We start from the raw sequence: 14,564 nt of genomic DNA, 5'->3' as shown, positions 1-14,564 counted from the left end.
GTTCACCCGCGAAGAGGCCCGTACAAGCACCGCTGGACTTGGCCTCGACAACCGGCTATCTAATCCCAGCAGAGACCAACCACAGGCGCAGATGTGAAAACCCGATCCGAAGAACTGCAGGTATTCGTCGCCGTCATCGACTGCGGCTCGATCTCCGCTGCTGCCGAGCAGATGGGCCAGACCCCGTCCGCCGTCAGTCGTACCCTGTCGCGTCTTGAAGGCAAGCTGGGCACCACGCTGGTCAACCGTACCACCCGGCGCATGGACCTGACCGAGGAGGGCCGCTTCTTCCTGGAACGCGCTCGGTTGATCCTGGAGCAGATGGACGAGATGGAAGAGCGCCTGTCGATGAACCGCCAGACCCCTACCGGGCGCCTGCGCATCAACGCCGCCGCGCCGTTCATGCTGCATGCCATCCTGCCGTGGATCGGCGAATTCCGCCGCCAATACCCTGGCATCGAACTGGAACTCAATACCGACGACCTGATCATCGACCTGCTCGAGCAGAGCACCGATGTGGCGATCCGCATCGGTGAACTGGCCGACTCCAGCCTGCACGCGCGCAGCCTGGGGTGCAGCCCGGTACAGGTGCTGGCCAGCCCGGCCTACCTCGAGCAGCACGGCACGCCGCAGCGGGTCGAGGACCTGGCCAAGCACTGCCTGCTCGGCTTCAGCCAGCCCGAATCGCTCAACCACTGGCCATTGCGCCATGCCCAAGGTGACCGCTGGAGCATCCGCCCGTCGCTGATCGCCTCCAGCGGCGAGACCTTGCGCCAACTGGCGCTGGCCGGCGAGGGCATCGTCAGCCTGTCGCACTTCATGACCCACGAGGACATCCGCACCGGGCGCCTGCAAGTGCTGCTGAGCGAAGCCAACAACGGCTACCGCCAGCCGATCCATGCGGTGTACTACCGCAACACCCAGCTGGCGCTGCGTATCCAGTGCTTCCTCGATTTCATTCAGCGCAAGCTGGCGATGTACGCCAGCTGAGTTGCCTGAACGCGACAGATCCTGTCCACAGGCGGCGAAACTTCCTGCGGTTGTTTGCACAGTCGGAACGCTTCGGCCTTACTGACTGCTCAACAAAAACAACACCAAGGAAGTGTCATGCGTATTGCTCCGTTCCAGTACCTGGCTCTCGCAGCCGCGATCCTGAGCTGTTCCTCGGTTCATGCCGCCAACCTTGAGGGCGGCGCAGTAGCCGCCCCCGATCAATATGGTGCACAGGTGGCCGCCGACATCCTCAAGAAAGGCGGCAACGCGGTGGATGCGGCAGTGGCTACGGCATTCACCCTGGCGGTGACCTATCCCGAGGCTGGCAACATCGGCGGTGGCGGGTTCATGACCCTGTTCGTCGACGGCAAACCCTACTTCCTCGACTACCGCGAAGTCGCGCCCCAGGCCGCCACGCGCAACATGTACCTGGACGAAAAGGGTGAGGTCATCGAGAACCTCAGCCTGGTCGGGGCACGCGCTGCTGGCGTACCGGGCACGGTGATGGGGTTGTGGGAGGCGCACCAGAAGTTCGGCAAGCTGCCCTGGAGCGAACTGCTGACCCCGGCCATCGGCTATGCGAAAAACGGCTTCAAGGTGGCGGCAAAGCAGTACCAGTACCGCAACGATGCCCAGGGCATGTTCAAGACCGCGACCAATTTCAACGACTACTTCGGCAACATGAAGGTCGGCGAGCTGTTCAAGCAACCGGAAATGGCCCAGACCCTGGAGCGCATCGCCGACAAGGGCGTGAGTGAGTTCTACCAGGGCAAGACCGCCGACCTGCTGGTGGCGCAGATGCAGGCCGACAAGGGCCTGATCACCAAACAGGACCTCAAGGACTACAAGGCCGTTTGGCGTGAGCCGATGGCCGTGAGCTGGCGTGGCAACGTGGTCTATACCGCGCCACCGCCAAGCTCCGGTGGCGTCGCCCTGGCCCAGTTGCTGGCCATCAAGGAAAACCGCGCGGCGGACTTCAAGGGTGTGGCGCACAACTCGGCGCAGTACATACACCTGTTGGCCGAGATCGAGAAGCGCGTGTTCGCCGACCGCGCCGACTACCTTGGCGACCCGGCCTTCACCAAAGTGCCGGTGGATCAGCTGGTGGCCAAGGACTACCTGGCCAAGCGCGCCGCGCAGGTCAACCCGAAGGCCATTTCCGATACAGACAAGGTCAAGCCGGGCCTGGAACCGCACCAGACCACGCACTTCTCGATCGTCGACAAGCAGGGCAATGCGGTCAGCAACACCTACACCCTCAACCTCGATTACGGCAGTGGTGTGGTGGTGAAAGGCGCCGGCTTCCTGCTCAACGACGAGATGGACGATTTCAGCGCCAAGCCGGGGGCGGCGAACGCCTTTGGTGTGGTTGGCGGCGATGCCAATGCCATCGCCCCGGGCAAGCGCATGCTGTCGTCCATGAGCCCCAGCCTGATGACCCGTGATGGCAAGGTCGAACTGGTCATCGGTACCCCGGGCGGTTCGCGAATCTTCACCTCGATCTTCCAGGTGATGAACAACCTGTACGATTACGGCATGCCGCTGGACAAGGCAGTGGCGGCGCAGCGCGTGCACCATCAGTTGCTGCCCAAGGACACCATCTACTTCGACAGCTATGCGCCGCTGACCGGGCCGGTGGCTGATGAACTGAAGAAGATGGGCTATGTGCTGGAGGACCAGGGTTGGGAGATGGGTGATATCCAGGCGATCCGGGTTGATGGGACGAAGCTGGAGACCGCTTCGGATCCGCGTGGGCGTGGGGTAGGGATGATCGTCAAATGATTGTATAGGCAGTGCAGACGCATTCGCGGGTAAACCCGCTCCCACAGGATTGGTGCAGCCTTCGAAACTTGCACTGTACCTGTGGGAGCGGGTTTACCCGCGAATCCTATCTATCGGTCAGACGCGGAACTGGCTGACCAACGTCTGCAATTGCCCGCCAAGGCGTGCCAGCTCCACGCTAGACGCCGCCGTCTCGTCACTGGCTGCCGCCGTCTGCTCCGACACATCGCGCACATTCAGGATGCTGCGGCTGATTTCCTCCGCCACCGCACTCTGCTGCTCTGCCGCCGCGGCAATCTGCTGGTTCATCGACTGGATGCTCGACACCGTGCTGGTGATGCTCTCCAGCGAAGCCCCGGCCTTGCGCGCCAGCTCGACGCTGCTGTCGGTCAGGCTACGGCTGCCCTGCATGGCGTTCGCGACTTGCTGGGTGCCATGCTGCAGGCTGGCGATCAGCTCTTCGATCTCTTCGGTGGATTTCTGTGTGCGCTGGGCCAGGCCGCGCACTTCGTCGGCAACCACCGCAAAGCCACGGCCGGCCTCGCCGGCACGCGCCGCCTCGATCGCTGCGTTCAGCGCCAGCAGGTTGGTCTGTTCGGCCACCGACTTGATCACGTCCATCACGCTGCCGATCTTCTGGCTTTCCTGCTGCAGCAGGTTCATGGCTTCGGTGGAGCGGTGCATGTCCTCGGCCAGGCGCTCGATCTGGCCAATGGCTTCGCCCACCACGCGGTCGCCGGCACGGGCTTCGTCATCGGCGCCGGTGGCGGCATGTGAAGCCTGTTCGGCATTGCGCGCCACTTCCTGAACGGTAGCGGCCATTTCATGCATGGCGGTGGCCACCTGGTCGGTCTCGACCTTCTGGCTGTTGGCGCCGGCGCTGGTCTGCTCGGTCACCGCCGAAAGTTCCTCGGCAGCGCTGGCGATCTGGGTGACGCCATCGCGGATGCCGCTGATCAGCTCGCGCAAAGTGGTGCTCATGCGGGCGATGCCTTGTTGCAGCACGCCCAGTTCGTCGCGGCGGGTGACGCGCAGGTGCTGGGTGAGGTCGCCGCTGGCGATCTTTTCCACTGCCACCATGGTGTCGCGCAGCGGGCGGGTGATCTGCCGGGTGATCAGCACTGCCGCCAGCACGCCGACCAGCAGTGCCAGCAGCGTGGCGATGGCCTGCAGGCTGCGGGCCTGGGTGCTCTCGATGTCGCGGCGCTGCAGCTGGATCTGGTACAGCGCGTCGCTGCGCTTGACGATGTCGGCACCTTGTACAGTCATTTCGGCGCGCGCAGTGGTGATGTTGGCGACCGCATCGCGGAACTGGCGCACGGCGTCACGGTAGGCCAGCACCGAGCCTTCGAACTGTTGCAGGCGCGTGTCTTCGGCCGGCAGCTGGCGCTTGAGGTTGTCGATTTCGGCCAGCGCGGCGTCCAGCTGGCGCAGGGCGGCCTGTTCGTTGGCAGCACTGTTTTCGGCAATGTAGCCGCGTACGTCGATGCGTACCTGCAGCAGTTGCTGGCGGGCCTTGCTGATCAGCTGATACTGGGCCAGGCGCACGCTGTCGGCTTCGGGGCGTGCCATGACTTCCTGGCTGAGGGCGTCCATGGCCTGGTCGGCACGGCTGGCCGAGCCGTCCATGGCCGTGCGCGCAGTGCGGGTGGCGTCGTAGCCCTGGCGCATCTTGTTCAGCGACACCTTGTAGGCGCTGATGGTCTCGCCCAGCTCACCCAGCAGCTTGATGTTTTCCGGGCTCTTGAAGGTGCTGGCCAGGTAGGCCTGCTGCTTGCTGAAGGCGTCCAGCTTGGCCTGGGTGTTGGCGGCGGCGGCATCGTCGCCGTTGGCGATCATGTACTGCAGGCGCGCAATGCGCAGGTCGGTCAGGTCCTTGTTGAGCTGGCCAATATCACCCATCCAGTTGCTGCGGTCGATCAGGCTGCCCAGGCTGGTCCAGCCGGTCAGGGCCAGCAGGCCGGTGAGGATCAGTACCAGGCCGAAGCCCAGGCCGAGTTTGAGGTTGACGCTGATGTTGGCGAACCAGCTGTTCATGCACGCTCTCCAGAAGTTGTTTTCGCTCGCTTGATCTTCGATCGCCAGGCGTTGTTGTTCTGGATGCCCGCTGATTCGTGCAGGGGTTATCGGCAGTGATGGAGGAAGCTGAAACGCTTTTTCAGCAAAAAAGCAGAATTGAGGGAGCAAGTGCCTTGCTCAGAATCTAAAAGCTAGCGCAGTCCTCGTGGGAGCGGGCGTGCCCGCGAACACCGGCGGAGCCGGTGCCATCCACCGCGCTGGATTCTTCGCGGGCATGCCCGCTCCCACAGGGATTGCGTCGGCTGTGGCGGCTATTTAAAGGTTGCGCGCACTGAAGGTATCGCAGCGGTTCACCTCACCCTCGGCAAACCCGGCCTTGAACCAGCGTACCCGCTGCGCCGAGGTGCCGTGGGTGAACGAGTCTGGTACCACGCGCCCGCGGCCTTGCTGCTGCAGGCGGTCATCGCCAATGGCATTGGCCGCGTTCAGCGCCTCTTCGACGTCGCCAGGTTCCAGCCAGTTCAGGCGCTTCTGCGCCTGGTAGGCCCATACCCCGGCCAGGCAGTCGGCCTGCAGCTCTTGGCGCACCAGCAGGCCATTGTCGCCTTCCATGCGCTGGCCACTACGACGCGCGGCATCGACCTTGGCCGACACGCCCAGCAGGGTCTGTACGTGATGGCCGATTTCGTGGGCAATCACGTAGGCCTGGGCAAAGTCGCCGGCTGCGGCGAAGCGGGTTTCCATTTCGCGGAAGAACGACATGTCCAGGTAGACCCGCTGGTCTGCCGGGCAGTAGAAGGGCCCCACCGCCGCCGAGGCAAAGCCACAGGCCGAATTGACCTGGCCGCTGAACAGCACCAGCTTGGGGTCGCGGTACTGCTTGCCGCCCTCGGCGAACAGGGCTTTCCAGGTGTCTTCGGTGTCGCCCAGGATCGAGGCGACGAACTCGGCCTGCTGGTCGTTGGCCGGCGGGGCCTTGCCGCCCGCGCTGCTGGGTGCCTGCTGTTGTTGCTGCTCCATCTGGCCGGCGAGCTGGCCAAGAATCTGCAACGGGTCCTGGCCGGTGAGCCAGCCGATGCCGACAATCAGCAGCACCGCACCAAGCCCCAGCCCTTTGCCACCGCCGAAACGCATGCCGCCGCCGCCACCTTCGCCTCGGGCATCGACCACATTGTCGCTGCGTCGGCCTTTTCGCCAATCCATGAATGCTCTCCGAAGCGTGAAACAAGAAGACAAAGATTAGTCCACGAAGGCGGCCAGTGTCAGGCCAAGGTGTTCATACATAACCAAATGGTTATGTTCACTGTGGCTGAATTCAATATTCATTGCGGGTTACCTGCCTGAAACTGCATATGGGAGCGGGCTTGCCCGCGACAGGGTTTCAAGACCCCCCTCGCATTTCCATAATTCCAAGAGAGGAAACCGGCATGCCCGCCCAGGACAACAGCCGCTTCGTGATCCGTGATCGCAACTGGCACCCTAAAGCCCTTACGCCTGATTACAAGACGTCCATTGCCCGCTCGCCACGCCAGGCACTGGTCAGCATCCCGCAGTCGATCAGCGAAACCACCGGTCCGGACTTTTCCCACCTGGGCTTCGGCGCCCATGACCATGACCTGCTGCTGAACTTCAACAACGGCGGCTTGCCGATCGGCGAGCGCATCATCGTCGCCGGCCGTGTCGTCGACCAGTACGGCAAGCCTGTGCCGAACACCCTGGTGGAAATGTGGCAGGCCAACGCCGGCGGCCGCTACCGTCACAAGAATGACCGCTACCTGGCACCGCTGGACCCGAATTTCGGTGGCGTCGGCCGCTGCCTGACCGACCGTGATGGCTACTACAGCTTCCGCACCATCAAGCCGGGCCCGTACCCATGGCGCAACGGCCCGAACGACTGGCGCCCTGCGCACATCCACTTCGCCATCAGCGGTCCGTCGATCGCCACCAAGCTGATCACCCAGTTGTACTTCGAGGGTGACCCGCTGATTCCGATGTGCCCGATCGTCAAGTCGATCGCCAACCCGCAAGCCGTGCAGCAGTTGATCGCCAAGCTCGACATGAGCAACGCCAACCCGATGGACTGCCTGGCCTACCGCTTCGACATCGTGCTGCGCGGCCAGCGCAAGACCCACTTCGAAAACTGCTGAGGACCCCGCCATGCCAATCGAACTGCTGCCGGAAACCCCTTCGCAGACCGCCGGCCCCTACGTGCACATCGGCCTGGCCCTGGAAGCGGCCGGCAACCCGACCCGCGACCAGGAAATCTGGAACCGCCTGGCCAAGCCGGACGCGCCGGGCGAGCACATCCTGCTGATCGGCCAGGTGTATGACGGTAACGGCCACCTGGTGCGCGACTCGTTCCTGGAAGTGTGGCAAGCCGATGCCAACGGCGAGTATCAGGATGCCTACAACCTGGAAAACGCCTTCAACAGCTTCGGCCGCACCGCCACCACCTTCGATGCCGGTGAGTGGACCCTGCACACGGTCAAGCCGGGCGTGGTGAACAACGCTGCGGGCGTGCCGATGGCGCCGCACATCAACATCAGCCTGTTTGCCCGGGGGATCAACATCCACCTGCACACGCGGCTGTATTTCGATGACGAGGCCGAGGCCAATGCCAAGTGCCCGGTGCTCAACCTGATCGAGCAGCCGCAGCGGCGCGAGACCCTGGTGGCCAAGCGTTGCGAGGTGGACGGGAAGACGGCGTATCGCTTCGATATCCGTATTCAGGGGGAAGGGGAGACGGTGTTCTTCGACTTCTGAGTGAAGCCTGGGGCCGCTTTGCGGCCCATCGCCGGCAAGCCGGCTCCCACACCGACCGCGCTGCCCTCAAGGCCTGTGCAATACCTGTGGGAGCTGGCTTGCCGGCGATGGGCTGCAAAGCAGCCCCGGCGATCTGAAGGTCAACGCCGAACCAGCAGCACCCCACTCTCCATATGGTGGGTATACGGAAACTGGTCAAACAACGCACAACGCTCGATGCGGTGAGTGTCCTGCAACTGGGCAATGTTCGCTGCCAGCGTCTCCGGGTTGCACGAGATGTACAGGATCCGCTCGAAACGCCGGGTCAGCTCGCAGGTATCCGGGTCCATCCCCGCCCGTGGCGGGTCGACGAACACCGTACCGAACTCGTAGCTCTTCAGGTCGATGCCTTCCAGCCGACGGAACGGCCGCACTTCATTCAGCGCCTGGGTCAGCTCCTCTGCCGACAGGCGCACCAGCCGCACGTTATCCACAGCGTTCTCGTCGAGGTTGCTCAGCGCGGCATTGACCGAGGTCTTGCTGATTTCCGTGGCCAGCACCTGGCGCACGCGGGTGGCCAGCGGCAGGGTGAAGTTGCCGTTGCCGCAGTACAGCTCCAGCAGGTCGTCGTCGCGCTCGCCGATGGCCTCGAAGGCCCAGCTCAGCATCTTCTGGTTCACTGCGCCGTTGGGCTGGGTGAACGCGCCTTCCGGCTGGCGGTAGCTGAACACACGGCCAGCGACGTCGAGTTTTTCCACCGCGTAGTCACGGCCGATGACCAGTCGCTTGCCCTTGGAGCGGCCGATGATGCTCACGCCCAGCTCTTCGGCCAGCTGCCGTGCGGCCGTTTCCCAGGCCTCGTCCAGCGGGCGGTGGTAGCACAAGGTGATCATGGCATCGCCGGCCAGAGTGGTCAGGAACTCCACCTGGAACAGGCGGTTGCCCAGCTCCTCGCTGGCCTGCCAGGCCGCCTTCAGGCGCGGCATCAGTGCATTGATGCGCTGGCTGGCGATGGGGAAGTCGTCGATCAGGATCGCCTTGTGCTTTTCGCCCGGGGCGAACATGGCGTAGTGGCGCTGGCCATCCTCGCGCCACAGGCGGAACTCGGCGCGCAGGCGGTAATGCTCGCGCGGCGAGTCGAAAACAGCCGGCTCCGGCGCGCCGAACGGTGCCAGCAGCTCGCGCAACCGAGCCACCTTGGCGTCCAGCTGCGTGGTGTAGGAGGAGGGGTCGAAAGCAGCACTCATGCGTTGAACCAGCCCAGCTTGATGACGAACAGGATGGAAAGGATCACCAGGGCCGGGTTCAGGTCGCGATGGCGGCCGGAGATCAGCTTGACGGCGGTCCAGGAAATGAAACCGAAGGCGATGCCGTTGGCGATCGAGTAGGTCAGCGGCATGGCCAGGGCGGTCACTACCACCGGTGCGGCTTCGGTGACGTCGTCCCAGTTTATTTCTGCCAGGCCCGAGGCCATCAGCACCGCGACGAACAGCAGCGCCGGGGCGGTGGCGAAGGCCGGCACGCTACCGGCCAGCGGGGCGAAGAACAGCGCCAGCAGGAACAGCACGGCGACCACGATGGCAGTCAGGCCGGTGCGGCCACCGGCGCTTACGCCCGCGGCGGATTCGATGTAGCTGGTGGTGGTCGAGGTGCCCAGCAGGGAGCCGGCCATGGCTGCGGTACTGTCGGCGATCAGGGCACGGCCCATCTTCGGCATGTGGCCGTCCTTGCCCATCAGCCCGGCGCGCTTGGCCACGCCGATCAGGGTGCCGGAGTTGTCGAACAGGTCGACGAACAGGAAGGCGAAGATCACGCTGACCAGGCCCACGTCCAGCGCGCCGGCAATGTCCAGCTGCAGGAAGGTCGGGGCCAGCGATGGCGGCATCGAGACCACGCCGCCGAAGGGTGTCACGCCCATCAGGATCGAGGCGATGGTCACGGCGAGAATACCGATCAGCACGGCGCCGCGCACTTTCAGCGACTCGAGGCCGACGATCAGGAAGAAGCCCAGGGTGGCGAGGATCGGTGCTGGCTGCTTGAGGTCGCCCAGGCCCACCAGGGTGGCCGGGTTATCGACGACGATGCCTGCGTTATGCAGCGCGATCAGCGCCAGGAACAGACCGATACCCGCGGCAATGGCCGAACGCAGCGGCAGCGGGATGCTGTTCACGATCCATTCGCGGATGCGGAAGATCGACAGCAGGAAGAACATCACCGCCGACAGGAACACCGCGCCCAGTGCCACCTGCCAGGTGTGGCCCATGTGCAGCACCACGGTGTAGGTGAAGAACGCGTTCAGGCCCATGCCCGGCGCCAGGGCGATCGGGTAGTTGGCGATCAGGCCCATGGTCACCGAGCCGATGGCTGCGGCCAGGCAGGTGGCGACGAAGATCGCGCCCTTGTCCATGCCGGTCTCGCCGAGGATGCTCGGGTTGACGAACAGGATGTAGGCCATGGCCAGGAAGGTGGTGACGCCCGCGAGAATCTCGGTGCGCACATTGGTGTTGTGTGCTTTTAGTTGAAACAGCCTTTCCAGCATGCCCGCTCCCCAAGGCGCCCCCGGCGCCATGAATGTATCGACCCCATCAGCAAAGCACAGACCGTACCGGTTGCCGTGGTTTTGTGTGGGGAGGAAAAAAGCCGCGCATCATACCAGCATGCTTGGCGGGGGCCTATGGCCGTTGGGGAATGGTAATTTTTTCCCTGTGCCGGCCTCTTCGCGGGTGAACCCGCTCCCACAGGTACTCCACCAGATCTGAAGGCAGCGCGGTCCTTGTGGGAGCGGGTTTACCCGCGAAAGGGCCGGTACAGGCTACAGATCAACCATTATGCAACCGGTCCCGCTTGGCCAGTGTCGGGAACAGTTTTATCCACACCCCAGTTACCAGCAAAGTGCCCACCCCACCCAGCACCACCGCTGGCACTGTGCCAAACCAGTGCGCGGTCACCCCCGATTCGAACTCGCCGAGCTGGTTCGAGGCACCAATGAACAAGCCGTTCACTGCACTCACCCGTCCGCGCATTTCATCCGGCGTCTCCAGCTGCACGAAGGCGCCACGGATGACCATGCTGATCATGTCCGCCGCGCCCAGTACCACCAGCACTGCCAGCGAAAACCAGAACGAGGTCGACAGGCCGAAGGTGATGGTCGCCACGCCGAACACGCCCACCGCCGTGAACATGGTCCGCCCCACGTTGCGCTCGAACGGGAAGCGCGCCAGCCACAGCGACATCAGCAACGCACCCACCGCTGGCGCCGAGCGCAGCAGGCCCAGGCCCAGCGGGCCGGTGAGCAGGATGTCCTTGGCGAACACCGGCAGCAGCGCGGTGGCCCCGCCCAGCAGTACGGCGAACAGGTCCAGCGAGATGGCGCCGAGGATGTCGGGCCGGCTGCGGATGAAGCGGATGCCGGCCAGCAGCGATTCGAGGCTGGCGCGCCCGCGCTGGGCCACCTGGCCGCGTGCCTGCAGGCTCAGGGTCAGCACGCAGGCGATGGCGTACAGGGCCACGGTGGGGCCGTATACCCAGATGCTGCCGAAGGCATACAGGAAGCCGCCCACCGCCGGCGCCACAATGGTTGCCGACTGGGTGGCCGAGGCCGAAGCCGCCACCGCGCGTGGGAACAGCCCGGCCGGTACCACGTTGGGCAGCAGCGCCTGGGTCGCTGGCATTTCGAAGGAACGCGTGGCACCGAGCAGGAAGGCGAGGGCGAAGATCAGCTCGCGGGTGACGTTGTCGGTGGCACTGCCCAGCGCCAGTGCCAAGGCTATCAACCCCTGCAGGCTCTGGCACAGCGCAGCGACCTTGCGCCGGTCATAGCGGTCGGCGACATGCCCGGTGTGCAGCATGAACAGCACCCGTGGGGCGAACTCGACCAGGCCGACCAGGCCCAGGTCCAGCACATTGCCGGTCAACTGGTAGAGGTGCCAGCCGATGGCCACGGTGAGCATCTGGAAGCCGCTGGCGGTGAATACGCGGGCCAGCCAGAAGGCCAGGAAAGGGCGGTGGTGACGCAACAACTGCGGTGCGGAATCGGACATCGGAAACCAGGGGCCTCGGCGCAGTAGAGGGGGACGCAGCGTATCATCTGTTTGTAACAAACAGTTACTGTTTGCCGAGGTCGGCACTTTTTCACGCGCTGGGAAAGGGGGTGGGGCAACCGGTCACGCGGCAATCAACCACACGGCCCGGCGGCCCATTCAGGACTATGCTTCCTAGCAATCGTTGATCTGGATCAATCGTTCCAGATGTAACGATCGGGCCCTTGGGCTGAAATCCCTGCGATCGAACAGAACAATTCCAACGCGCCGCACTCGACTACCGTGGGGGCAGTGGGCGATTGGGCCAGCGGCCCGGACGCCGGATTATCTGAAGAGGAAGCACCATGTTCGGAATAGAGGCCTTAGAGCTCGCCCGAATGCAGTTTGCCTTTACCGTATCGTTCCATATCCTGTTCCCGGCCATCACCATTGGCCTGGCGAGTTACCTGGCAGTCCTCGAAGGGCTCTGGCTGCGGACCAACAACCAGGTCTACCGTGACCTTTATCACTTCTGGTCGAAAATCTTCGCCGTCAACTTCGGCATGGGCGTGGTTTCCGGCCTGGTCATGGCCTACCAGTTCGGTACCAACTGGAGCCGCTTCTCCGACTTCGCCGGCGCCATTACCGGCCCGTTGCTCACTTACGAGGTGCTGACCGCATTCTTCCTCGAGGCTGGCTTCCTGGGGGTCATGCTGTTTGGCTGGAACCGTGTCGGCCGTGGTCTGCACTTCTTTTCCACGGTGATGGTGGCGCTCGGCACCCTGGTCTCGACCTTCTGGATCCTTGCCTCCAACAGTTGGATGCAGACCCCGCAAGGCCACGAGATCATCGATGGCCGGGTGGTGCCGGTGGACTGGCTGGCGGTGGTATTCAACCCCTCGTTCCCTTACCGCCTGATGCACATGGCCACTGCCGCGTTCGTTGCCACCGCGTTCTTCGTCGGTGCCTCGGCGGCCTGGCACCTGCTGCGCGGGCGTGACAACCCGGCGGTGCGCAAGATGCTGTCGATGGCCATGTGGATGGCGCTGATCGTCGCCCCGATCCAGGCGGTGATCGGTGACTTCCATGGCCTCAACACCCTCAAGCACCAACCGGTGAAAATCGCCGCGATCGAAGGCCACTGGGAGAACGTGCCCGGCGAGCCGACCCCGCTGATCTTGTTCGGCATCCCCGACATGCAGGCCGAAACCACCCGCTTCAAGCTTGAGATCCCGGCGCTCGGCAGCCTGATCCTGACCCACAGCCTGGACAAGCAGGTGCCGGCGATGAAAGAGTTCCCGCCCGAAGACCGGCCTAACTCGACCATCGTCTTCTGGTCGTTCCGGATCATGGTCGGGCTGGGCTTCCTGATGATCTTCGTTGGCCTGTGGAGCCTCTGGCTGCGCAAGCGCGGCACGCTTTACACCTCGCGGCCGTTCCTTTACCTGGCCTTGTGGATGGGCCCTTCCGGGTTGATCGCGTTGCTGGCCGGCTGGTTTACCACTGAAATCGGCCGTCAGCCCTGGGTTGTGTATGGCCTGATGCGCACGGCGGACGGCGTGTCCAACCACAGTTACGCCCAGCTCGGCTTCACCCTTGTGGCTTTCGTGGTGGTGTATTTCGCCCTGTTCGGCACCGGCCTTGGCTACATGATGCGCCTGGTGCGCAAAGGCCCGCAGACCGGTGAGGGTGACGAGCACAACCCGGGTGGCCCTGGCACCAAACGCACGCCGGCGCGGCCGCTGTCCGCCGCCGATGATGGCCATGAGGCCAATTCCGCCAGCCTGAGCAAGGAACACTGAGCCATGGGTATCGACCTTTCGCTGATCTGGGCCGTGATCATCATCTTCGGCGTCATGATGTATGTGGTGATGGATGGTTTCGACCTGGGCATCGGCATGCTCTTCCCGTTCGTCAAGGGCGAGCGGGACCGCGATGTAATGATGAACACCGTCGCCCCCGTATGGGACGGTAACGAAACCTGGCTGGTGCTGGGCGGTGCCGGGTTGTTCGGGGCGTTCCCGATGGCTTACTCGGTAGTGCTGGAGGCGCTGTACCTGCCGTTGATCCTGATGCTGATCGGCCTGATCTTCCGCGGCGTGGCCTTCGAGTTCCGTTTCAAGGCCACCGCCGACAAGCGCCATATCTGGGACAAGGCGTTCATTGGGGGCTCGCTGGTTGCCACTTTCTTCCAGGGGGTGGCGCTGGGTGCTTTCCTCGAAGGCTTCAAGGTGGTCGACCGGCATTTCGCCGGTGGCACCCTTGACTGGCTGACCCCGTTCAGCCTGTTCTGCGGCCTGGGGCTGATCGTTGCCTACACCCTGCTGGGCTGCACCTGGCTGATCATGAAGACCGAAGGGTCGCTGCAGCAGAAGATGCACGACATCGCCCGGCCGCTGGCGTTGGTGCTGCTGGTAGTGATCGGCATCGTCAGCCTGTGGACACCGATCGCCTACCCGCAGATCGCCGACCGCTGGTTCAGCATGCCTAACCTTGTCTGGTTCATGCCGGTGCCGATCCTGGTGCTGGTAACCTTCTACGGGTTGCTCAAGGCGGTGGCGCGCAATGCGCACTACACGCCGTTCCTGCTGACGTTGGTGCTGATCTTCCTCGGTTACAGCGGCCTGGGCATCAGCCTGTGGCCGAACATCATCCCGCCGTCGATCTCGATCTGGGATGCCGCGGCACCACCGCAGAGCCAGGGCTTCATGCTGGTGGGCACACTGTTCATCCTGCCGTTCATCCTCATGTATACCTTCTGGAGCTACTACGTGTTCCGCGGCAAGGTGACCCATGAAGACGGCTATCACTAGGAGGGCAGCATGATGACCGGCAAGCATGGCTTGGACGAGAAGAAACCACTGTGGCAGCGGCTGGGCTGGCTGCTGCTGATCTGGGCGATGAGCGTGGCGGCCCTGGGCGTGGCGGCCTACGTGATGCGCCTGTTCATGGGGGCTGCGGGGCTGACCACCCATTGAGGTAAGCCTGCTCTGGCCCTATCGCCGGCAA

Annotated in this window: 12 protein-coding genes; 7 read left to right on the top strand and 5 right to left on the bottom strand. The window is 63.8% G+C overall.

Annotated elements, in window-relative coordinates; all coding sequences use genetic code 11:
• Nucleotides 1-93: 93 nt before the first annotated feature.
• On the top strand, nt 94-990 hold the full coding sequence (locus R9B85_RS08695; RefSeq protein WP_112250120.1) for a LysR family transcriptional regulator: 897 nt from the start codon (nt 94-96) through the stop codon (nt 988-990).
• 117 nt (nt 991-1,107) lie between these two features.
• Nucleotides 1,108-2,775, top strand: coding sequence for a gamma-glutamyltransferase (gene ggt / locus R9B85_RS08690; RefSeq protein WP_375149741.1), 1,668 nt, complete (start codon nt 1,108-1,110; stop codon nt 2,773-2,775).
• Between the two features lie 117 nt (nt 2,776-2,892).
• On the opposite strand, the gene R9B85_RS08685 is transcribed toward ggt, so the two are convergent.
• Together R9B85_RS08685 and ypfJ are read right to left on the bottom strand one after the other, a co-directional pair.
• Nucleotides 2,893-4,812: a HAMP domain-containing methyl-accepting chemotaxis protein gene (locus tag R9B85_RS08685; protein ID WP_423770974.1), complete on the bottom strand. Its 1,920-nt coding sequence runs from the start codon at nt 4,810-4,812 to the stop codon at nt 2,893-2,895.
• Nucleotides 4,813-5,109: 297 nt separating this feature from the next.
• Nucleotides 5,110-5,997, bottom strand: a complete 888-nt coding sequence (gene ypfJ / locus R9B85_RS08680) for a KPN_02809 family neutral zinc metallopeptidase (RefSeq protein ID WP_025340648.1) — start codon at nt 5,995-5,997, stop codon at nt 5,110-5,112.
• A gap of 224 nt (nt 5,998-6,221) precedes the next feature.
• Between ypfJ and pcaH the strand changes: the two genes are divergently transcribed.
• Together pcaH and pcaG are read left to right on the top strand one after the other, a co-directional pair.
• Entirely contained in the window at nt 6,222-6,941 is a 720-nt protein-coding gene (pcaH, locus tag R9B85_RS08675; RefSeq protein WP_003251597.1) for a protocatechuate 3,4-dioxygenase subunit beta, read from the top strand.
• Between the two features lie 10 nt (nt 6,942-6,951).
• Entirely contained in the window at nt 6,952-7,557 is a 606-nt protein-coding gene (gene pcaG / locus R9B85_RS08670; RefSeq protein WP_015271805.1) for a protocatechuate 3,4-dioxygenase subunit alpha, read from the top strand.
• Between the two features lie 140 nt (nt 7,558-7,697).
• Here pcaG and trmA read toward each other — a convergent pair whose 3' ends face one another.
• The 3 genes from trmA to R9B85_RS08655 all read right to left on the bottom strand — a co-directional run bounded on the left by trmA (nt 7,698) and on the right by R9B85_RS08655 (nt 11,576).
• The gene (gene trmA, locus R9B85_RS08665; RefSeq protein ID WP_112250126.1) at nt 7,698-8,783 is read right to left on the bottom strand and encodes a tRNA (uridine(54)-C5)-methyltransferase TrmA; all 1,086 of its coding nucleotides are present in this window, start codon (nt 8,781-8,783) and stop codon (nt 7,698-7,700) included.
• Nucleotides 8,780-10,075, bottom strand: coding sequence for an NCS2 family permease (locus R9B85_RS08660; protein WP_015271803.1), 1,296 nt, complete (start codon nt 10,073-10,075; stop codon nt 8,780-8,782). The genes trmA and R9B85_RS08660 overlap by 4 nt, the downstream gene beginning before the upstream one ends.
• Before the next feature lie 280 nt (nt 10,076-10,355).
• Nucleotides 10,356-11,576, bottom strand: a complete 1,221-nt coding sequence (locus R9B85_RS08655) for an MFS transporter (protein ID WP_423770973.1) — start codon at nt 11,574-11,576, stop codon at nt 10,356-10,358.
• Between the two features lie 344 nt (nt 11,577-11,920).
• On the opposite strand from R9B85_RS08655, the gene R9B85_RS08650 reads away from it, so the two are divergent.
• From R9B85_RS08650 to R9B85_RS08640, 3 genes are read left to right on the top strand one after another with little or no spacing between them, the layout of a single operon-like run.
• Nucleotides 11,921-13,357, top strand: coding sequence for a cytochrome ubiquinol oxidase subunit I (locus R9B85_RS08650; protein ID WP_112250130.1), 1,437 nt, complete (start codon nt 11,921-11,923; stop codon nt 13,355-13,357).
• 3 nt (nt 13,358-13,360) lie between these two features.
• Entirely contained in the window at nt 13,361-14,368 is a 1,008-nt protein-coding gene (gene cydB, locus R9B85_RS08645) for a cytochrome d ubiquinol oxidase subunit II (protein WP_207879370.1), read from the top strand.
• Nucleotides 14,369-14,377: 9 nt separating this feature from the next.
• Entirely contained in the window at nt 14,378-14,533 is a 156-nt protein-coding gene (locus R9B85_RS08640; RefSeq protein WP_008094148.1) for a DUF2474 domain-containing protein, read from the top strand.
• Nucleotides 14,534-14,564: the final 31 nt, after the last annotated feature.

It is taken from the genome of Pseudomonas sp. NLJ1 (assembly GCF_049486705.1).
Classification (GTDB): Bacteria; Pseudomonadota; Gammaproteobacteria; order Pseudomonadales; family Pseudomonadaceae; genus Aquipseudomonas; species Aquipseudomonas inefficax.
This window is presented reverse-complemented; position numbering and strand designations above follow the sequence as displayed.

Excerpts from the sequence above, each read along its gene's own strand:
- ggt (WP_375149741.1), top strand. The coding sequence starts at position 1,108 with ATGCGTATTGCTCCGTTCCAGTACCTGGCTCTCGCAGCCGCGATCCTG.
- R9B85_RS08685 (WP_423770974.1), bottom strand. The coding sequence starts at position 4,812 with ATGAACAGCTGGTTCGCCAACATCAGCGTCAACCTCAAACTCGGCCTG.
- ypfJ (WP_025340648.1), bottom strand. The coding sequence starts at position 5,997 with ATGGATTGGCGAAAAGGCCGACGCAGCGACAATGTGGTCGATGCCCGA.
- pcaH (WP_003251597.1), top strand. The coding sequence starts at position 6,222 with ATGCCCGCCCAGGACAACAGCCGCTTCGTGATCCGTGATCGCAACTGG.
- pcaG (WP_015271805.1), top strand. The coding sequence starts at position 6,952 with ATGCCAATCGAACTGCTGCCGGAAACCCCTTCGCAGACCGCCGGCCCC.
- trmA (WP_112250126.1), bottom strand. The coding sequence starts at position 8,783 with ATGAGTGCTGCTTTCGACCCCTCCTCCTACACCACGCAGCTGGACGCC.
- R9B85_RS08660 (WP_015271803.1), bottom strand. The coding sequence starts at position 10,075 with ATGCTGGAAAGGCTGTTTCAACTAAAAGCACACAACACCAATGTGCGC.
- R9B85_RS08655 (WP_423770973.1), bottom strand. The coding sequence starts at position 11,576 with ATGTCCGATTCCGCACCGCAGTTGTTGCGTCACCACCGCCCTTTCCTG.
- R9B85_RS08650 (WP_112250130.1), top strand. The coding sequence starts at position 11,921 with ATGTTCGGAATAGAGGCCTTAGAGCTCGCCCGAATGCAGTTTGCCTTT.
- cydB (WP_207879370.1), top strand. The coding sequence starts at position 13,361 with ATGGGTATCGACCTTTCGCTGATCTGGGCCGTGATCATCATCTTCGGC.
- R9B85_RS08640 (WP_008094148.1), top strand. The coding sequence starts at position 14,378 with ATGATGACCGGCAAGCATGGCTTGGACGAGAAGAAACCACTGTGGCAG.